Origin of the sequence: Yersinia canariae (assembly GCF_009831415.1) — a bacterium.
Classification (GTDB): Bacteria; Pseudomonadota; Gammaproteobacteria; order Enterobacterales; family Enterobacteriaceae; genus Yersinia; species Yersinia canariae.
In genome coordinates, this window is sequence record NZ_CP043727.1 from 1089359 (window position 1) to 1109474 (window position 20116).

Consider the following 20116-nt stretch of genomic DNA (forward strand, 5'->3'; position numbering starts at 1 on the left):
CGCCACCGATTAAGCCACCTCATATGAGGTGGTTTTTTAGATAGCGCTGACGAAATTCAGCCATCAGGGGGCGAGAATATGTAGAACTACGGCATCGCCACATCAATACGAAATAATCATTTAGGATTCAATTGGTTGTCTAGTCATTCATTCTCTGCCGTAGCCATTTCCCGCAAAAATATTTTGAGCATTTTTGTCATTTAAGCATAGGCCCATAATAGCCGCTATCAAATTGACTGCTTTCTGGAGTAGATAAAACCATGCGCTTTACTGGCGTTGACCATCAGTGCATTTGCTATTGGCACCACGGAGTTTGTTGCCGACTATAGCCGAACAACTGGGTGTTTCTGTCGCGTCTGGTTTGAATATTGCGGCATTTAATGTAGGGATTGTATTAGGGGTAATTATCTGAGGTTTAAAATTTTCATTTTTAGCCCACATTGCGGGCTTTTTTGTTTATAGAAGCCTTATTAGTGCATTATGAATAAGATAGATTGAATCTATCCCGGTGTATCTCAATATCGGAAGTACGACGTGGGTAAAAGACATTACTGACGGGAACATCTGAGCGTATAATCACTGAACGACCACTGCAGTTATCTTACAAGCCACAGTGATTTCGAATAAGGAATAGGCCATCAAAGTGCCGAAACGAACATATGCAATGCGGTATGTTGCAGGTCAACCGGTTGAACAGATTTTCCCAGGCTCCGCTAAACAATTGGGGCAAGGGCTACCGCCCGGCGCACCATTGCCGACAACAGAATTTCTGCGTGTGATGGTGTGGAACATCTTTAAGCAGCAGCGGGCTGAATGGCTGTCTGTGCTCAAAGAGTTTGGGCGTGATGCTCAACTGATGTTACTGCAAGAAGCACAAACAACACCTGAGCTGGTGAGATTTGCTACGTCCCACTATCAGGCGGCGGATCAGGTCCCTGCTTTTGCGCTTCCTCAGCACCCCTCAGGCGTGATGACGTTAGCTGCTACCCATCCAGTTTACTGTTGCCCATTACGAGAGCGAGAGCCGCTGCTGCGCTTATCTAAGTCAGCATTAATCACTGTTTATCCCATACACGATGGTCGTTTATTGATGGTTGTGAACATTCACGCCGTGAATTTTAGTCTTGGTGTCGATGTTTACAGTAAACAGTTAGAGCCGATCGGTGAACAAATTGCTCTGCACCGTGGACCCGTTATTTTGGCTGGGGATTTCAATGCCTGGAGTCGTCAGCGGGTTAATGCTTTGCAACGCTTTGCACAGGGTTCTGGCCTGGAGGAAGTTGAATTTCACACAGATAATCGTAGCCGGGCTTTTGGCAAGCCTCTCGATTTTGTGTTTTACCGCGGTCTTACACTGGCAGACGCCTCGGTATTAGTGACTCGCGCCTCCGATCACAATCCACTACTGGTTGAGTTTCAGCCATAAAAAAAGCACCCCAAAGGGTGCTTTTTAACAGCTTTATAATGCGATTCTGACTTTATGCGTCCGGGGTTGATTTGCCGTTAACGAACAGCGTCAATTTCAAACCTGGCAACAATTTATTAGCTTTGCTGACTACCGAATTCCATCGCATCACATCGTCGGTGTTTACACCGTGACGCTTGGCAATACTGGCAAACGAATCACCTTTACGAACCTGATAGGTGATGCTGTTGCTGCTGGTTGTATTGCTTGCCAGTTGCAGGGTTTGCCCAACTTTTAAGGTGCTCTTGGCACGTAAGTTGTTCCAACTCTGCAAATCGCTGGTCTTGATATTCAACCGCTTGGCAATCGTAGATAAGGTATCGCCGGGGCGAACTTTATACTGCGAACTTGATGCTGATTTTGTGCTGTTCTGTGCCAACTTGGTTGGCTGAACGGCGGCAATGTCAGTATCTGCCAATGAATCTTTAAGCTGCTCAGCATGGGCTTTCGGCAACATGATATAACGAGGACCGTGTCCAGCTGGTGCCGTTACATTGCGCTTATACCCAGAGTTAAAGGATTTCAACTTTGTCAGTGACATCCCCGCCATCTCAGCCGCCTGAGTTAGCTCTATCTGCTGACCAACATCAACTCGCGCTAGTGCACGGTCTTTGTCAGTATCCGGCAAGTTTATACCGTACTTTTTGCTGTTCTTGATTAAGTCACCCAAGGCCAGCATTTTTGGAACATAAATTGACGTTTCACGAGGAAGCGACAATGCCCAAAAGTTCGTCGGTTTACCCTTTGCCTTATTTGCTTTCACCGCTTGCATGACTCTGCCTTCACCGCTGTTATAAGCAGCGACTGTTAACAACCAGTCACCGTCAAACATCTTGTTCAGGCGCTCCATCATATCAAGCGCTGCTTTGGTAGAAGCAACCACGTCTCTGCGGCCGTCATACCATTGGTTTTGTTTCAAGCCATAATTTCGACCGGTACTTGGCACTATCTGCCACAGCCCTGCGGCGTTGGCGGATGATGTCGCGTGTGGGTCAAAAGCGCTCTCCACTATGGGTAGCAGTACCAATTCCATCGGCATCTTACGTTTCTTAATTTGCTCGACTATCAGGTACATGTACGGCTCTGCCCGTAATGTTACATCGTGGAGATAGCTCTTATTTTTTAAGTACTTTTGCTTCTGGTCACGGATCCGAGAATTTTCCGGAACCTTCATCTTCAGCTCGTCGCTAATGAAGTTCCACAAATCTTGCTGCGCGAGGCCACTCTCACTATCAAGCCATCGCGCGCTGCCCTCTCGGGCGCTATTTGTGTACTCTCCTGCTTCACTTTCTTGACCTGCCGAAGACAAACTCTGTGCATGCTGTACAGGAGCCTGAACGCCCACCTTGGACGTCTGGCACCCAACAAGCAAGACTGAGGCGAGAAATATCGCTTTGGTCTTCATGTGTGTGTCAATGTAGTTGCTTAAAAGACGAGCAATCATACTTTGCTTCGATAAAAAACACAACTAAAAGCTCAGAAGCGGTCTTTCTGCGCCCGTAATTCGGAAAAAACTGAGACAAGTGAGTCTGGTGGTGAGATTACTCCTATTTTTCTTTGTAAATCAATGTCATTGCATCGTAAAAAAACATTAATTTTTCGCTCAGTTTGCAATTTTACGGGCAAGCTAGGTTGGTTTTTTGCTCGTAATTGCATGATTTTCTGTTGATATGTGGCAATGTCTTGATCTGAGGGCAGAATAAAACGGGCAAACTTAAGATTTGCGAGAGTATATTCATGCGCGCTACAAATTAAGGTTTCGTCAGGGAGTTGTGCGAGCTGTTGAATTGACGTGTACATTTGCGCTGGAGTGCCTTCAAATAGTCTGCCGCAACCTGCGGAGAATAGCGTGTCACCGCAGAAAAGATAAGGTTCGCTGTAGTATGCGATATGTCCAAGAGTATGCCCTGGGACGGCCATAACACGGTAATTTTGAGTGCCAATTGTCAGGTTATCACCCCCATTTACAATGATTGTCGCCCCTTTATTGGCAGTTTCTTGCGGTCCATAAACGGGAATGTCTGGGTAATGGCGGCGCAAATCAGCAACTCCCCCGACGTGATCGTTATGGTGATGGGTTAATAATATGGCCTGCGGAAGGTACTGACCTTGACTCAATGCTGTGAGCACGGGAGCTGATTCACCGGGATCAACAATGACACAGTGTTTTTGTGCATCGGCCAATAGCCAAATGTAATTGTCTTGAAATGCCGGAATACTGATAAGATTCATTAGATACCTCTTTTATTGGCAATAGTTTGAAAGAAGATGTTAAAACATGAAACCAGCGCAGACACGCCAAAAAATCGATGTGCCCGCATCTTGGGCTGAGTTACCTTGGGGAGAGTATTATCGTGCGGCGATTGAGCAGCAGTTGCAGCCCTGGTGGCCGAAATTCTTTGGTTTTCACTTATTGAAAATAGGTCACTTGAGCGCTGAAATCGCTAGCGATAAATGTGCTATCTCCCACCAGGTTAATGTGGGGGAGAGGGGCAAAAATATGCAAGTATTTGCCAGCCCATATCAGTTACCTTTTGCTGAGAAATCTGTAGATGCTTGCCTGTTGTCTCATACTTTAGCCTATGCTGCTGATCCGCACCGTATTTTACGTGAGGTGGATCGTGTGCTTATTGATGACGGCTGGCTGGTTATCAGTAATTTTAATCCAATGAGTATATTAGGTGCTGGGAAGTTGGTGCCGCTATTACGCCAGCGACAGCCCCATGTTAGCCGCATGTTTACTCAAATGCGCCTGTTGGATTGGCTGAGCTTATTGAATTATGAAGTATTACATTTATCGCGTTTTCACGTGTTGCCGTGGCATAAAGAAGGTGGGCGCTTTATCAGCACCCATCTGCCAGCATTGGGTTGTGTTAGCTTGATTGTTGCCCGTAAGCGCACTATCCCATTGACGTTTAATCCAATGAAGTTCGGTGCGCGTAAACCGTGGTTCAGCCGAGCTGTTGGGGCGACGAAAAGTTATCGCGATCAACCTTGACGCTACCGCAACGTCAAGTCTGAAGGGTTAGTCGGGGTTATAACCGGTATCTTCTAACGTCGGTGAGTTAGCGCCTTCGCGGGCCAGTTCATCGCAACGTTCGTTTTCTGGGTGACCCGCATGGCCTTTTACCCATTCCCATTGAATGGTGTGGGTTTGGATAGCCAGATCCAGACGTTGCCATAAATCAACATTACGCACCGGTTTGCGGTCAGTGGTTTTCCAGCCGCGCTTTTTCCAGTTATGAATCCACTGAGTAATACCTTGGCGCACATATTGGCTGTCAGTGCTGAGTGTGACTTCGCAAGGTGAGGTCAAAGCCTCAAGTGCCACGATAGCGGCCATGAGCTCCATGCGGTTGTTTGTCGTCAGGAAATAGCCAGCGCTAAAGGTTTTTTCATGTTGCTTGTAGCGCAAAATTGCGCCGTAACCACCGGGGCCAGGATTGCCAAGGCAAGATCCGTCGGTGAAAATTTCTACCTGTTTAGTCATCTCTGGTAGACTCTTCCTATCTGTTTCATTAAACGTTAAGTCTGACATAAACGAGCGCTATGAGCACTGGCAATATGCAAGTTACCCCCACCAGACAAATTGTTCTGGATACTGAAACCACCGGTATGAATAAGCTGGGCGTTCATTATGAAGGCCATAAGATTATTGAAATCGGCGCAGTTGAAGTGATCAACCGTCGCCTGACCGGCAGAAACTTTCATGTTTATATCAAACCTGATCGGCTGGTCGATCCGGAAGCCTATGGTATTCATGGTATTAGCGATGAGTTTTTGGCGGATAAACCCACATTTGCGGATATCACCCCGGAGTTTCTCGAGTTTATTCGTGGCGCTGAATTAGTCATCCATAACGCGGCGTTTGATATCGGCTTTATGGATTATGAATTCCGGATGTTACAGCAGGACATCCCGAAAACTGAAACCTTCTGTACTATTACAGATAGCTTGTTGCTGGCGCGCCGCCTGTTCCCCGGCAAGCGAAATAACCTCGATGCACTGTGTGACCGCTACCAGATAGATAATACTAAGCGAACATTGCACGGCGCATTACTCGATGCCGAAATTCTGTCGGAAGTTTATCTGGCGATGACTGGCGGCCAGACGTCACTTTCTTTTTCAATGGAAGGTGATCAGTCACAGAATGAATCTTCAGAAGATATCCAACGTATTACTCGGCCAGCATCCGGATTGAAAATAATTTATGCTGCTGAGGATGAGATAGCTGCCCATGAGTCACGCCTGGATTTAGTGATGAAGAAGGGCGGGAGTTGCTTGTGGCGGATGCCTCACGAGACACAAGAGCACACCGACGCGGAATAATACGATTTCCAGATAAAAAACTGCGCAAACGGCTTATTTTACAGGAAAAAGTGTTGACGAGATTGGATTGTATACGTAATATTCGACTCGTTCTTAACCGGAACAGCAGCGTGGTGCGGTAGTTCAGTCGGTTAGAATACCGGCCTGTCACGCCGGGGGTCGCGGGTTCGAGTCCCGTCCGCACCGCCAACATTCAGAAGCCCTGAGTTAGTAATAACTCAGGGCTTCGTTGTATTTATTTCCCCTTCGTACTTGAAGCCACAAGGCCGCTAGCTGCAATCACTTAGCCAAATCGCTGACTTGAGCAAGCTCATTGGAATGAATTCGCTTGCCGACTCCCTGCAACGCCAATGACTTTAGGGATACTCATAGCTCTTGATGCTTCGGGGGCACAAAATGTCACCCCCTCAAGTAACACATCAGCAAAGCCATTGAATTTACTGTGCAGCTTTAGTATTACCCACTTCTGCGGCAGTTTTTACCCAACCATCAAAGGTCGCCTGATGCGCTTGGATCCAGCCATTTACATGACGTTCGATATCCGCATCTGAAGATTCGCCAGCATGCATCCGCATGTTCTGAGCATTCACATCATTAATTGATAATTTCATGATAGAGAACAGTTTCGCGGCTGCTGGGTTAGCTTCGGCCCATTTTTTGTTGGCAACAATATGCATCACACTGGGTGGGAAGCCGTAGTTCGCGCCGTTGGAAAGTTTGGTGTCAATGGTTTTATCCGGCAGGGAAGAGAACGGCACCTGCAACCAGACAACATCGCGGCCGGGAACCAGCACATCACTGACCCAATACGGCGTCCACGTGTAATACAGGATTGGCTTGCCTTCTTTGTAGCGAGTGATGGTGTCGGCAATCATCGCGGCATAATTACCCTGATTATGGGTCACTGTGTCACTCAAACCATAAGCTTGAATTTGATGGTTAATGGGCGCTTCACAACCCCAACCAGGGTTACAACCGGTGAGGTCGGCTTTGCCATCATTATTGGCATCAAACAATTTGGCGATTTTCGGATCTTTTAGCTGCTCGATATTGGTGATATGGTACTTATCGGCAGTTTTTTTGTCGATCAAATACCCCTGTGCCAGCCCTTCAATATAGTTACCCTGACGGTAGAATTTGGCATCGCCGCCAGCGGCATTATATTGGTCGTTATGCAGCGGTTCCCAGTTAACCGCCAGATAAGTGGCATCCCCTGCGGCAATAGAAGAATAGGCGACATTGTAGTCAACTTCCTTGGTCGGCTGGACGTCGTAACCGAGTTTCTCCAGTGCTTTATTGACCAGCGAGGTCTGGAAGGTTTCTTCCGAAATGGTGCTTTGCAGTGGTTGGACAGTGACGCCTTTGCCCGGTAATTCTGCGGCGGATAACTGAGTGCTGATCAGTGTGGTGAGGGCCAAGGCCCAGATTCCTGTCGTGCGCATAGTTTTTCCTTTTTAAGCTATTTTACTTGCCAGTTTGAACAAGGGCAGTGCTGCCCATGTTCAAACCGTCGGTGACAATTACGTTTAAAATTGAGCGTAATTATTTGAAATTACTTGGTATTTAGAAATGGTTTGGTCATAAGCCCAATAGGGCCAGTGGTATACCAGCGACCAACGCCTTTGCTGCGGCGGTCACGGCCTAATGATTGAGTCAGACGGTCAAGGATAATCGCCAGAATCACGATACCGACCCCACCGACTGCTGCTAGCCCCATATCAAGGCGGCCAATACCACGCAATACCATCTGACCTAAGCCGCCAACGGCAATCATTGACGCAATAACAACCATCGACAGTGCGAGCATTAAGGTCTGGTTGACACCGGCCATGATGGTGGGCATCGCCAGCGGTAATTGCACCTTAAATAGCATCTGGCGTGGATTAGCCCCGAAGGATTCCGCAGCTTCGATGAGATCTTCCGGCACCTGTTTGATACCCAAAATGGTCAGGCGAACGATCGGCGGCAGGGCAAAGATAATGGTCACCACGACTCCTGGGACATTACCAATACCGAATAACATGACGATAGGCACCAGATAGACGAATGCGGGAGTGGTTTGCATCGCGTCCAGTAATGGCCGAATGATTCGTGCGGCGTTATTACTTCGGGCCAACCATATGCCGAGCGGTAGCCCGATTAGGATACAAAAGAATAGCGAGGTCAGAACCAGCGCCAGTGTCACCATGGCTTGCGACCATGCGCCGATAGCACCAATGGCAATCAGTGACACCAATGTTGCCACTCCCATCCCTAAGGTTGAGAACTGCCACGCGATCAGCGCAAACACCAGAATCGCTACCGGCGCGGGCATCCCCAACAATAAGTGCTGGAAACCGCTGAGAATAAAATCAACGGGTACACGAATACCTTGGAACAGTGGGCGGAAATGCAGCACTACCCAGTCAATGCCGTGGGTGACCCAAGAATCCAGTGGTAGCCAAGTGGTGTGGAACGGGTCCATCAGGCTGAAATGTTCAGGAGCGGCTGCCGGAGCGCTATTTAGCCAATCGGTACTTTGTGCGGCTTGGCTCTGAACGGCCTGAGAGGTAACCTCATGGCCGGCAGTGCTTGCGGCATGGCTACCCTCGGCCATGCTTGCTCCCCACGGGTCAGCGGCGGCTGATAAAGTCTGAGGGGCGGTGTCTGTCGCTGCGGGTGCGGCTGATGTTACCGCATCCGTTGCCCACGGGTTACTGTCTACGGGGGTGCCGCTTTGGATTTGATCACTCATTTGGCGTCTCCTTATCTAAGGCCTGCAAAAGCATGGCTTTGGAAATAATACCGATATAGCTGTTGTCCTCACCGACCACAGGAACCGCGCACGGAGCCTGTGCCACCAGTGAAATCAACTCACTGAGGGGCATGTCGGCAGGAACGGGTGCTGGGTCAGCCAATAAGGCGCTGTCCAGTGATTGGTTCTCTGCCAATGCTTTTTTCAGTGAATCTATCGATACCACGCCAATAAACTTCTGCCCGCGTTCCAGCACGTAGCCGTAATCGCGGTCTTCATCTTGAAGCAGTTTTAACGCCGAACGAGGGCCGAAACCCGGTGTTTTACGGATCAAGGATACCGGGCGACGGCGCGCGATATCTTTGGCACTGAAGACGTGGCTGATGTCGACGCCACGGAAGAAAGTGCGCACATAATCGTTAGCCGGATTATTAAGGATTTCATCCGGAGTCCCGACTTGCACCACTTCGCCACCTTGCATGATGGCGATGCGGTCACCAATACGCATGGCTTCATCCAGATCATGAGAGATAAAGACAATAGTGCGCTGATGTTTGGCCTGTAACTTGACCAATTCATCTTGCATTTCAGTACGGATTAACGGGTCGAGCGCTGAAAAGGCCTCATCCATTAATAAGATATCGGGGTTATTTGCCATGGCGCGGGCTAAACCCACGCGCTGACGCATCCCACCGGATAACTCGTCGGGATAAGAGTGCGCGTAACTTTCCAGACTCACTTGGCGTAATGCTTCCAAGGCTTTTTCGTGACGTTCCTGTTGCGGCACGCCGGCCAATTCCATACCGAATGCAGTGTTATCGAGCACATTCAAATGGGGCATTAATGCAAAGGATTGGAAGACCATGCTTATCTTATTACGGCGCACAGTGCGCAGGGCACTGTCAGATATTTTGGCAATATCTTCGCCGTCGATCAGCACTTCACCACGAGTAGGTTCTATCAGACGATTGAGAAGGCGTACCAGGGTGGATTTACCGGAACCGGATAACCCCATGATGACGAATATCTCGCCTTCTTCAATGGCCAGATTGGCATCTTTAACGCCAACGGACAAACCAGTTTTGGCAAATATTTGCTCTTTATTCTTACCTGATTCAAGTAGTTTAAAGGCACGTTCTGGATGCTCACCAAATATTTTATATAAGTTCTTTACTTCGAGTTTAATTGCCATGCAGCTGGTGTATTCCTCTGTTAATTTTTAATTATGTTTATTCGATCGATGTTATCCTGATGAAAAAATAGAGCGCCATATACCCTAACACAATGAGAATCTGAGACAACCCTCAATGTTCTTATAGTCAAGTTTGCAATAGTCTTCATCTCAATATATAACTTTTAAACGGGCTAATTTAGTTACGTTAATATTGTGGTTTTTTTATTTTGATGAGTTGCCTAATATCGCTAATGAACCTAATTGCTAATTGGGGAGTTAATAGTGTGAATATTGCCCATATATCAGCAATATATTTCCAATATTATTAAGGGGTGTATTTCCTTCGATGATAACGCCGGATCCCCCTGATACTCTGGCCTGTAGCCAAATAGGGAGCCAATGAAAATTTAGATTTTGACGGCTGAGGCTGCTCAGCCTGCTATGCTCACCAGCAGGAGAGAAGCCCCCTTTGTCATGTCATCGAAAAGGGGGAGGTTATACAGGTCAGTAAAGTTTAGAAATCCCAGTCTTCGTCCTCAGTATTGACCGCTTTGCCTATCACATATGATGATCCTGAGCCGGAGAAAAAATCGTGATTCTCATCCGCATTGGGCGATAATGCCGCCAAAATAGCGGGATTGACATTGGCCTGACTAGCAGGGAATAAGGCTTCATAACCTAAATTCATGAGTGCTTTATTCGCATTATAATGAAGGAATTTTTTGACATCTTCAGTCCAACCAACCCCATCATAAAGGCTCTCAGTATAATGCACTTCATTGTCATATAAGTCCTGCAACAAATCGAAGGCGAAATTCTTTATTTCCTGTCGGCGCGTATTATCAACTTTTTCTAATCCTTTCTGGAATTTATAGCCGATATAATACCCGTGTACTGCCTCATCACGAATAATTAACCGAATAAGGTCTGCAGTATTGGTTAATCTGGCTCGGCTGGACCAATACATGGGCAAATAGAATCCAGAATAGAATAGAAATGATTCCAGAAATACGCTGGCAATCTTCTTCTTTAGTGGGTCGTCATTATTATAATGCTGGAGGATAATATCGGCTTTCTTTTGAAGTGGGCCATTCTCTTCACTCCAGCGGTAGGCCTCATCTACATCCGATGTCATACAAAGAGTAGAGAATATAGAGCTATAAGAGCGCGCATGCACCGCTTCCATAAAGCTGATATTTGAAAATACCGCTTCTTCATGCGGGGTAATCGCGTCTTTAATTAGCGCCGGGGCACCCAGTGTATTTTGGATTGTATCCAGCAGGGTCAGGCCAGTAAAAACTCGAATAGTCAGTTGTTGCTCAGCGGCGGTTAGCTTGGCCCAAGAGGAAATATCATTTGATAGCGGGACTTTTTCCGGCAACCAAAAGTTAGCAGTCAAACGGTTCCATACTTCCAAGTCTTTATCGTCTTCAATTTTATTCCAATTGATGGCGCTGACGTGTTTTGTCGTTTTTATTGCATTCATAGCTGACTTCCTTATTAACCCGATTCTGTTCATTCAGTGGTGCGTATTACAGCGAGCAGGAAACACACCCTTCAACTTCCGTGCCCTCGAGCGCCATCTGACGCAGTCGGATGTAATAAATAGTTTTAATCCCTTTTTTCCAGGCATATATCTGTGCTTTGTTGATATCGCGGGTACTGGCGGTATCACGGAAGAACAGTGTCAGTGACAGCCCCTGATCCACATGCTGGGTAGCTTCGGCATAGGTATCGATGATTTTCTCCGGCCCTATCTGATAAGCATCCTGATAATACTCAAGATTATCGTTAGTCATATAAGGTGCGGGATAATACACTCGGCCAATCTTGCCTTCTTTGCGGATTTCAATCGGAGAGACAATCGGGTGGATGCTGGATGTCGAGTGATTGATATACGAAATCGAGCCGGTAGGCGGTACGGCTTGCAAGTTCTGATTATAAATCCCGTGTTCCATCACGGACTGGCGTAAAGCCGCCCAATCTTGTTGGTTTGGGATGTAAATCCTCGACTTATCAAACAGTTCTTGAACTTTGGCGGTCTTAGGTTGCCAGCTCTGTTCTATATATTTGGTGAAATAGTGACCCGACGCATAAGTGGATTGGTCGAAGCCTTTAAAGTGACTACCGCGTTCTATCGCCAACTGGTTGGAGGCGCGAATGGCGTGATACGCCACGGTGTAGAAGTAGATATTGGTAAAATCCAGCGCTTCTTCTGAGCCGTAAAAAATACGTTCGCGCGCCAGATAGCCGTGTAAATTCATTTGCCCAAGGCCGATAGCATGGGATTCCTGATTGCCTTTTTCAATTGATGGCACCGAGCGAATATTGCTCATATCAGAGACTGCAGTTAGCCCACGAATGGCGGTTTCAATCGATTTGCCAAAGTCTGGTGAATCCATGGTTTGGGCGATATTCAGCGAACCAAGGTTACAGGAGATATCCTTGCCAATATGGCGATAGCTAAGGTCGTCGTTGTATTCAGTTGGTGAATTAACCTGCAAGATCTCTGAGCACAGGTTACTCATATTGATCCGGCCTTTGATCGGGTTTGCCCGGTTAACCGTATCTTCAAACATCATATAGGGGTAGCCGGATTCAAACTGGATCTCTGCCAGAATCTGGAAGAACTCACGCGCTTTGATTTTGCTTTTTCGGATGCGCTTGTCGTCAACCATCTCACGATATTTTTCGCTGATACTGATTTCAGACATGGGGACGCCGTATACCTGTTCTACGTCATAAGGAGAAAACAGGTACATTTCCTCATTATTCTTCGCCAACTCAAAAGTGATATCTGGGATAACGACCCCAAGAGACAGGGTTTTAATCCGTATTTTTTCATCGGCATTTTCGCGTTTAGTATCAAGAAAACGCAAAATATCCGGATGATGAGCATGGAGATATACCGCTCCTGCACCTTGTCGTGCGCCGAGTTGATTGGCATAGGAAAAAGCATCTTCCAGCATTTTCATAATGGGTATTACGCCAGATGACTGATTTTCAATGCGCTTAATCGGCGCGCCGACTTCGCGGATATTGGTCAGCAGGAAAGCGACTCCGCCGCCACGTTTCGATAATTGCAGTGCTGAATTAATGGAACGGCCAATGGATTCCATATTGTCTTCGATGCGCAGCAGGAAGCAGGAGACCAGTTCGCCCCGCTGTTTTTTGCCGCAATTGAGAAATGTGGGGGTGGCGGGTTGGAAGCGGCCAGAAATGATTTCTTCCACCAAATCCCGTGCAACTTGCTGATTACCGGCAGCTAATGTCAGGGCAACCATGCAAACCCTATCTTCATAGCGTTCCAGATAGCGTTTACCATCAAAGGTTTTCAGGGTATAGCTGGTGTAGTATTTAAATGCGCCAAGGAAAGTAGGGAAACGAAACTTTTTGCTGTAGGCTTGTTGGAATAAACTCTTGATAAAGCTGAAATCATACCCCTCCAGCACCTCTTTTTCGTAATATCCCTCTTCAACCAAATAATCGAGTTTTTCCTGTAAATTATGGAAGAACACGGTGTTTTGATTCACGTGTTGCAAGAAATATTGCCGTGCCGCCAGCCGGTCTTTATCAAACTGGATGCGCCCGTCGGCATCATAGAGGTTCAACATCGCATTCAGTGAGTGATAGTCCAGTTCACTGTTGGATGGGTCGGTGATTCTCAGTTCTGTTGTTGCCAAAATTCTGTTACTCCCTTGCGCACGTTTGCCACATCTTCTGCTGTACCCAGTAGTTCAAAGCGATACAGATAAGGAACCTGGCATTTTTGGGAAATAATTTTCCCCGCCAGGCAATAGGCGTCGCCAAAATTAGTGTTACCCGCAGCAATGACTCCGCGAATCAATGAACGGTTATGGGGGTCATTCAGAAATCTAATCACCTGAATGGGCACGGCCCCGACGGGGCTGCCCCCGCCATAACTGGGTACTAACAAAATATAGGGCTGTTCCAGCCGTAGTTTTTCCCGCGCACCAGCAATGGGGATACGTATTGCCGGGAGCTCCAGCTTCCCGACAAAACGATGGGTGTTCTCCGAAGAGCTGGAAAAATACACCAGCGGATTCATTTCTGTGCCCTCATCAGGCGCCGACGGCCTGAACCAGCGCATTTATTTTGTCAGGACGGAAGCCAGACCAATGCTCATCACCTGCAATAATCACAGGAACCTGCTGATAACCAAGAGATTTCACGTGATTTAAAGCTTGTGAATCTTCAGTTAAATCAACAACCTGATAAGCAATACCTTGCTTATCTAGCGCACGGTAGGTTGCGTTGCACTGGACACAGTTGGGTTTACTGTAAATAATAATACTCATGATTCGCATTTACCTTTTTGCCCGTCATACTTCAAGTTGCCTATGTGTTGGCTGCGTTCGTGACTCGGCCCGCTCATGGGCCTCGCCTTTGCAAGGCCGCTGCAACTGGAATTATTTAGGGGATATCGTAAGAAAAGGCGGATTTAGCAGATTGTTAGTGAGTCTCGACCATCTGCCCCTGATTATCAGCCCCGATTTCATTCTCGCAGGTGATAAATTAAATACTATATCTAGTGTTTATATAATTCAACCACACTACATGTAGTTATTTGGCCGCAAGGAATGCACGATTCAGAGACAAGTCCGCCAGCACAGGGCTGGCGGTAGATTCTGGCAGTAAAGGGGAGGGAAAATATTTTTCTTGCCCGATAACCAAGGGCTGCTTACTGGCGCATGCTGACAGCTAACCGGTTAAATGCATTCATAATGCTGATGGCAAATGTTAAGTCAGAAATTTCGGTATCTGTAAAATGTGCTTTTAATGCATCGAAAGTGCTATCTGGTGTGCCACTGGTATTGATGTAAGTGACCGCTTCTGCCCAATCCAATACCGCTCTTTCTGCTTCGCTGAATGCACTGCTGACCCGCCACCCGGCGATCATGTCTATTTTGGCATTGCTTAAACCGCTGTCCCGCAAGGATTTGCCATGCATATTTAGGCAAAATGCGCAGCCATTAATCTGCGAAACCCGCATAAAAATCATTTCTATCAATGCCTTTGGCAATGAACTTTTATCCAGGGTCAGAGAGGCACTCACCAGTGCTTTGTAAGTGGCCGGGGAAAGTTCAGAATAAAAGAGACGTTGTTCAACCATGATATGTACCTGTGATGTTTACCCATTCAATAATGAGCTACTCTAGCAACACCATGGCCTATACTATAGGGCCATAAATGACTTTTTTTAATGGGCCATCATAATGAAGCTCTTTTCACATCTACTTAAGTTGGATCGCCAACATAAGGAGCCGGTGTATCGCCAGATTTATCAGCGTATAAAAGAGGCGATCGTCCAGGGAACCTTGTTACCTGATACGCGCTTGCCGTCGGTGAGGGTGTTGGCCAGCGAAGTTGGTGTGGCGCGCGGAACCGTGGAAAATGCTTACGGCCAATTGATTGCCGAAGGTTTCTTGCAAAGCCGTGGGCAGGGGGGAACTTATGTTTCCGCGCAACTGCTTGATGCGCCTCTATTGCCCTTGAATATGGCCGACAAACATAAACAACCCATTGTGGTTAATCATTCTTTATCAGCGGAACGTATGATGGCGCGGCCCTTTCAATTGGGGCTGCCCGCGCTGGATGCTTTCCCACGGGCACAGTGGGGGCGGATCATGGCTAAACAGTTGCATAACCTCACCGCCACTTCACTTGGGCATCCTCCCGCTGCCGGATTACCGGCTTTACGTGAGTCAATTGCCCACTATTTGCAGCTTTCTCGCGGGTTCAGTTGCCAGCCTGAGCAGGTATTTATTTGTTCCGGTTATCAGTCTTTATTGGATTTAGTGGTCAATACAGTATTGAAGCCGGGGGATATTGGTTGGTTAGAAAACCCCGGTTATCCCGCAACTCAGCAATTGATCCGTGAGGCTGGCCTTATCCCGTGTCCCGTTAATGTAGACAGTGATGGTATGGATGTGATGGCGGCTATTAATGATTGCCCGAATGCACGCTTTGCTATCATTACCCCAGCACATCAAAGCCCGCTGGGGATCGCGCTCAGTTTAGCGCGGCGCATTGCGCTATTGGAGTGGGCTGAGCAACAGCAGTCATGGATTATTGAAGATGATTATGACAGTGAGTTTCGCTATCACGGGCGACCACTTCCCCCCTTGAAAAGTCTGGATAGACACGGGCGGGTACTCTATGCCGGAACATTCAGTAAAGTAATGTTTCCGGCCCTGAGGCTGGCTTATCTGGTGGTGCCGCCTGAGCTGGTGGCTGTTTTTAATCATCGCTGCCAATTGCGCAGTTGCGCCAGTCCGCCATTAATACAGGCCAGTGTGGCGGAATTTATTGGCCAAGGGCACTTTTATCGTCATCTGAAACGTATGCGCCATTTATATGCTGAGCGCCGTGAAATGCTGTCAGCCAGCCTAATGCGCCAACTGACGGGAGTTGTGGAGGTTGAACAGCAGGCGGGAGGAATACAGTTGTTAGCCCAATTGGACCGGCGTTTTTCTGACAATATCGTGGCGGCGCGAGCACAAAACGAAGGGCTGGCCATTGAAGCTGTATCAGATTGGCTATTGGAAAAAAAAGGAAGAGAGGACAATGCATTGCTGATGGGGTTTACCAATTTCACCTCTGAAATGGAAGCAGATCAGCAGGTAGCAAAGCTGGCAAAAGTCATTTTATCGGCAAACTGAAAATGGGTTTGGCGCGATAAAATGATTGCTGTGATAAAAAAGTGGCCCACAGTGAATATTGCTCGCACTTGGGCCACCGATAAATCAACAGTAGACACAGCAATTGAGGGGGGAACGGCTAGAACTATTATTGGTTATAACTTTTAGCGGCGCGCGAGTAGCACACCCAGAACAAGACCTATTGCGGCACCGATACCGACGCCTTGCCAGGGTTTGTCGTGCACATAATTATCGGCATTACCGGCAACATCACGTGCATGTTGTTTCAAGCTGGTCGAGCCGCTAAAACGCGCTCGAGCATCGCGTAATACCCCTTCGGCATTGTGGCGCACTTTGGCGAGTTCCTCTTTTGTTTTGTCACCTGATGAGCGCAATACATCGTCGAGAGTATCCGCCAGAAGGGTCACGTCCTGATCGAGATCTCTTTCTACTTTTTCTGATTTCTTGAACATTTGACTCTCCGTTTTATGTGATGAGCGTTAAGCATAGACCATCACAGCGCCGGTGAAGTAGCTTCAGGAGTAATCCGAATCAGGGACTTAGCCGACTGCGGCGAAAAAGCATGAGTCGCGTATTTAGCGTAACGGGCTTCGCACCATGATACGCCAGCTTGATAGGGGCTGATTGTAAATGGATATATCCCTAATTGAATAGTGCAAATAATAATCACTATGACTTTGTACATTTGGTTACTCAACGAAACCAATGACTCACGGAAAGAGAAAATCCATTCCTCTATGATTCTTTCAACGGCCCCACCGGGGGCTTAGCGAAACAAACTCTGAGGATTTTAAAATGAAAAAAGTATTAGCGCTGATCGTTGCTGCAACCATGGGTCTGTCTTCTGTTGCTTTCGCTGCTGAAACAACTGCGGCCGCTACAGCAGCACCAGCTGCAACCAGCACTACTGCTGCTCCAGCTGTAGAAAAAGCTGCACCGGCTAAAGCAACTCATCATAAAAAACACAAAGCAACTAAACAAACTACCGAGCAAAAAGCACAAGCCGCTAAGAAACAAGTGAAAAAAGCACCAGTTCAAAAAGCACAGGCTGCTAAGAAACAAGTGAAAAAAGCACCAGTTCAAAAAGCGCAGGCTGCTAAAAAACAAGTGAAAAAAGCACCAGTTCAAAAAGCACAGGCTGCTAAAAAACACGTGAAAAAAGCGCCAGTTCAAAAAGCACAAGCTGCTAAAAAACATCATAAAGCCGCTAAAAAATCTGCAACTGCTCCAGCTGCATAATAACGCCGGAATGCGGGCCACAGCGCACCGCACAGTCTAGCCAATTCCAGACACCCGGTTAATACCGGGTGTTTTTTTATAGGCTAATCATCATGTTAAATCGCTATCTGTTCGAACTGATTTTCAGTGTGATGACTCTGTGTGGTGTATTGCTTGCCTGCGCGCTGTTTCTCACCGATTCGGTCATCTAGCATCAGTGCAAAATGTGCTGCTGATGGAGGAACGTTATTATTTGTTGTACTGTTTGTTGATGTAACTTTCCTCTTTCTACTGCTGGCGTCGCGCAGATAAAAGCTTCGCCTTCTGCCGCCAGAATCTCACCCGCCGCCGGTTTACATATTGGCAAGAAATCAAAATGTCCACTATTGGCTAATGTCACGGCGGTGATGTCAGGTTGATTCAGTTGTTTTACCCAAGTTTCCCCGCCCAGATTCAGTGACTCATTTGGCGAAATAAAATAATGGGCGTTAATCAGTAGTAGTGGTCCACTTAAGTGCAGCAAGCTGTTATTTTGATAAAAAGGAATCATTCCTGGGTCTAGGGCAATCGCGAAATCCAGACGTTTATCTGCATAATTACCTTCAAATTTCACCGCAGATAACTGATTGAGTTTTACGTCGGCGCGGGTGTAAAACTGGCAGTTAGGTTGATCAGGTTGTTGCTGGCAGCCGGTAATAAAGCGCGGAAATGAAAGTGTGGCACCTAACGCCGCCATAGCACTGTAGCCGCCTTTTGAATGACCAATAACGCCAATCGGCTGTTTATCTAATGCTGATTTCCAGTGTGGGTCTGGCAGTAAGTCGCTGATGATAAAAGAGATATCTTCAGTCTGTAACCATAACTGAGCCGATTGCCCAGGGATTGAGTCCCCGGTGGTGCTGCCTGGATGATTAGCCGCAATGACCACCATACCTTGCTGCACCAGCTTATCAGCCAGCCACGCCAGACTGGTATTGTTACCCCCGCTGCCATGGCTAAGTATCAGTAGAGGAAATTGCCCCTTAGCAAGGGGGGCATCCGGTAAAACAGAAATACCTTGGAAAACAGCATTATCGCCCAGCAGATGCGTTTTTCCCTGCTCAGCTGTAGGGTAATAAATCACGCTATCAAGTTGGCGATGGCGTTGGAGATCATTGAAGGAAATGTGAGTGATTGCTGTTTGCCAACTATAACTGGTGAGTGGAAAAAACAGCAAAAGGCTGAGAGATAAAAACAGTTTTTTCATTGTGTAACATCCTGATTGATTGAGCTTCTCGCCACCTTAGTTGGGGATGAAAATTGCCGCGACCTCGATCACGATCCAGTCCCTGATCTTGCTTGTTTTCAATCATCTGGCTGTCTACACTGCAAAACAGCTATTCACGATATCTATTTGTTAAGGCAAAGGTATATGCCGCTAATTCCCGTCTCTTTTTTGCTGTCTCTATTATGTTTTGGCCTGTTTCTATATTTCATTAAAACCGAAAAGCAGGGGGGCTTCCTGCTGCAACTATTGCTGATTTGTGCCATACAAAGCGCACTGATTGGTTTGCGATATGGTTATCACGTAACACTGTTTAATGGCCTGCAACCTATAGTTGCCATGACTATCCCGCCATTAACCTATTTAGCTTTATTGAGTGCTACGAAAGAGAGGGTGGGCGTCAGCTCATGGTGGAAACACAGCTTAGCGCCTATTGGCACCGTAATTTGTGTGTGGCTGGCACCACAGTGGCTCGATGCTATTGTGATTATCAGCTATCTGTCATATGGCATTGCGATACTGCTTTATTTGCGCCCAGGTGAGGACCGCTTACAGCAGGTTTCATTAGAAAAAAGTTGGCTCAGTTACCGTTTATGGTTGCTGCTAGCTATCTTACTCATGGGTTCTGGGTTGGGTGACATTATTATCAGCGTGGATTATGCCTTTTTTGCCGGGAATCAAGCTGGAAAGATAGTCAGTGCCAGTAATTTATTGATTACATTGGTTATGTATTACACGCTGTTCACCAGCGCTCATCGAAAAGAACCTATTATCGAAGCGCAAATCCAGTTGGAAAATAAGCCGGAGAGTGAACCGCTGGATGAATTGTTCACTATTATTTTATCAACCTTAAAACACAATAAGTTATATCTGGACAGCCAACTCAACTTATCAAAATTGGCACGCAAAGTGGGCGTCCCCGCGCGCAAAGTGTCACAGGCGATTAATCAACAAACTGGGCAAAATGTTTCGCAATATGTCAATCAGTTGCGGATTGAACAGGCGGCGCAGCTATTAGTGACGACGGAGATTCCGGTGGTCGATATTATGCTGGAGGCAGGGTTTCAAACTAAATCCAATTTTAATCGTGAGTTTATGCGGGTTAAGGGCATGACACCGTCACTGTGGCGTGAACGTAAGCGGTCAGCGGGCACGGAAGAATAAGCCACGAATATTTATTATACATATCTGATTCAGCAGGAAAGTTTATCGGTGTGTTGCTCACCTTACGGTTATCGCCGCAGCAACA

General features: G+C 47.1%; 19 protein-coding genes, 1 tRNA gene and 1 pseudogene. 8 read left to right on the top strand and 13 right to left on the bottom strand.

From position 1 onward, the window contains the following. Positions 1 to 252: 252 nt before the first annotated feature. Both F0T03_RS21650 and F0T03_RS05020 read left to right on the top strand, forming a co-directional pair. Positions 253 to 400, top strand: a pseudogene (locus F0T03_RS21650) (MFS transporter); the annotation flags it as partial. Positions 401 to 643: 243 nt separating this feature from the next. Continuing rightward, a complete protein-coding gene (locus F0T03_RS05020; protein WP_145556218.1) occupies positions 644 to 1426 on the top strand; it encodes an endonuclease/exonuclease/phosphatase family protein in 783 nt (260 codons plus the stop codon). 52 nt (positions 1427 to 1478) lie between these two features. On the opposite strand, the gene mltD is transcribed toward F0T03_RS05020, so the two are convergent. After that, entirely contained in the window at positions 1479 to 2870 is a 1392-nt protein-coding gene (mltD, locus tag F0T03_RS05025) for a murein transglycosylase D (protein ID WP_145556242.1), read from the bottom strand. Between the two features lie 71 nt (positions 2871 to 2941). After that, positions 2942 to 3697: a hydroxyacylglutathione hydrolase gene (gene gloB / locus F0T03_RS05030; RefSeq protein ID WP_159677364.1), complete on the bottom strand. Its 756-nt coding sequence runs from the start codon at positions 3695 to 3697 to the stop codon at positions 2942 to 2944. Between the two features lie 46 nt (positions 3698 to 3743). On the opposite strand from gloB, the gene F0T03_RS05035 reads away from it, so the two are divergent. Beyond that, positions 3744 to 4463, top strand: a complete 720-nt coding sequence (locus F0T03_RS05035) for a class I SAM-dependent methyltransferase (protein WP_159677365.1) — start codon at positions 3744 to 3746, stop codon at positions 4461 to 4463. Between the two features lie 27 nt (positions 4464 to 4490). On the opposite strand, the gene rnhA is transcribed toward F0T03_RS05035, so the two are convergent. Then, positions 4491 to 4955 (bottom strand): ribonuclease HI, encoded by a 465-nt coding sequence (gene rnhA / locus F0T03_RS05040; RefSeq protein ID WP_145556221.1) that lies wholly within the window; start codon positions 4953 to 4955, stop codon positions 4491 to 4493. A gap of 74 nt (positions 4956 to 5029) precedes the next feature. Between rnhA and dnaQ the strand changes: the two genes are divergently transcribed. Then, entirely contained in the window at positions 5030 to 5794 is a 765-nt protein-coding gene (gene dnaQ, locus F0T03_RS05045) for a DNA polymerase III subunit epsilon (RefSeq protein ID WP_145556243.1), read from the top strand. Between the two features lie 112 nt (positions 5795 to 5906). Further along, positions 5907 to 5983, top strand: a tRNA-Asp gene (locus tag F0T03_RS05050). A gap of 248 nt (positions 5984 to 6231) precedes the next feature. On the opposite strand, the gene proX is transcribed toward F0T03_RS05050, so the two are convergent. The 8 genes from proX to F0T03_RS05090 all read right to left on the bottom strand — a co-directional run bounded on the left by proX (position 6232) and on the right by F0T03_RS05090 (position 14836). After that, positions 6232 to 7236 carry a glycine betaine/L-proline ABC transporter substrate-binding protein ProX gene (gene proX, locus F0T03_RS05055; RefSeq protein ID WP_145556222.1) on the bottom strand — a complete coding sequence of 335 codons (1005 nt, stop codon included), beginning with the start codon at positions 7234 to 7236 and terminating at the stop codon, positions 6232 to 6234. 110 nt (positions 7237 to 7346) lie between these two features. Beyond that, positions 7347 to 8528, bottom strand: a complete 1182-nt coding sequence (gene proW, locus F0T03_RS05060; protein WP_159677366.1) for a glycine betaine/L-proline ABC transporter permease ProW — start codon at positions 8526 to 8528, stop codon at positions 7347 to 7349. After that, positions 8521 to 9720, bottom strand: coding sequence for a glycine betaine/L-proline ABC transporter ATP-binding protein ProV (proV, locus tag F0T03_RS05065; RefSeq protein WP_145556224.1), 1200 nt, complete (start codon positions 9718 to 9720; stop codon positions 8521 to 8523). Before proV ends, proW begins: the two co-directional genes overlap by 8 nt. Positions 9721 to 10216: 496 nt before the next feature. Beyond that, entirely contained in the window at positions 10217 to 11188 is a 972-nt protein-coding gene (nrdF, locus tag F0T03_RS05070; protein ID WP_145556225.1) for a class 1b ribonucleoside-diphosphate reductase subunit beta, read from the bottom strand. Positions 11189 to 11234: 46 nt separating this feature from the next. After that, a complete protein-coding gene (gene nrdE / locus F0T03_RS05075; protein ID WP_159677367.1) occupies positions 11235 to 13385 on the bottom strand; it encodes a class 1b ribonucleoside-diphosphate reductase subunit alpha in 2151 nt (716 codons plus the stop codon). After that, complete coding sequence (gene nrdI, locus F0T03_RS05080; RefSeq protein WP_145556227.1) at positions 13367 to 13771, bottom strand: class Ib ribonucleoside-diphosphate reductase assembly flavoprotein NrdI; 405 nt, start codon at positions 13769 to 13771, stop codon at positions 13367 to 13369. The genes nrdE and nrdI overlap by 19 nt, the downstream gene beginning before the upstream one ends. Positions 13772 to 13784: 13 nt before the next feature. After that, positions 13785 to 14021 carry a redoxin NrdH gene (locus F0T03_RS05085; protein WP_159677368.1) on the bottom strand — a complete coding sequence of 79 codons (237 nt, stop codon included), beginning with the start codon at positions 14019 to 14021 and terminating at the stop codon, positions 13785 to 13787. Positions 14022 to 14404: 383 nt separating this feature from the next. Continuing rightward, entirely contained in the window at positions 14405 to 14836 is a 432-nt protein-coding gene (locus tag F0T03_RS05090) for a carboxymuconolactone decarboxylase family protein (protein ID WP_159677369.1), read from the bottom strand. A gap of 100 nt (positions 14837 to 14936) precedes the next feature. Here F0T03_RS05090 and pdxR point away from each other — a divergent pair, with 100 nt between their 5' ends. Then, positions 14937 to 16385, top strand: a complete 1449-nt coding sequence (pdxR, locus tag F0T03_RS05095) for a MocR-like pyridoxine biosynthesis transcription factor PdxR (RefSeq protein WP_159680691.1) — start codon at positions 14937 to 14939, stop codon at positions 16383 to 16385. 143 nt (positions 16386 to 16528) lie between these two features. Here the strand turns inward: pdxR and F0T03_RS05100 are convergent, their stop codons facing one another. Further along, a complete protein-coding gene (locus tag F0T03_RS05100; RefSeq protein ID WP_159677370.1) occupies positions 16529 to 16837 on the bottom strand; it encodes an ElaB/YgaM/YqjD family protein in 309 nt (102 codons plus the stop codon). Positions 16838 to 17180: 343 nt separating this feature from the next. Here F0T03_RS05100 and asr point away from each other — a divergent pair, with 343 nt between their 5' ends. Further along, complete coding sequence (asr, locus tag F0T03_RS05105; protein ID WP_159677371.1) at positions 17181 to 17624, top strand: acid resistance repetitive basic protein Asr; 444 nt, start codon at positions 17181 to 17183, stop codon at positions 17622 to 17624. Between the two features lie 193 nt (positions 17625 to 17817). Here the strand turns inward: asr and F0T03_RS05110 are convergent, their stop codons facing one another. Beyond that, entirely contained in the window at positions 17818 to 18849 is a 1032-nt protein-coding gene (locus tag F0T03_RS05110) for an alpha/beta hydrolase family protein (RefSeq protein WP_246169926.1), read from the bottom strand. A gap of 165 nt (positions 18850 to 19014) precedes the next feature. Between F0T03_RS05110 and F0T03_RS05115 the strand changes: the two genes are divergently transcribed. After that, a complete protein-coding gene (locus tag F0T03_RS05115; protein ID WP_159677372.1) occupies positions 19015 to 20031 on the top strand; it encodes a helix-turn-helix domain-containing protein in 1017 nt (338 codons plus the stop codon). Positions 20032 to 20116 lie beyond the last annotated feature (85 nt).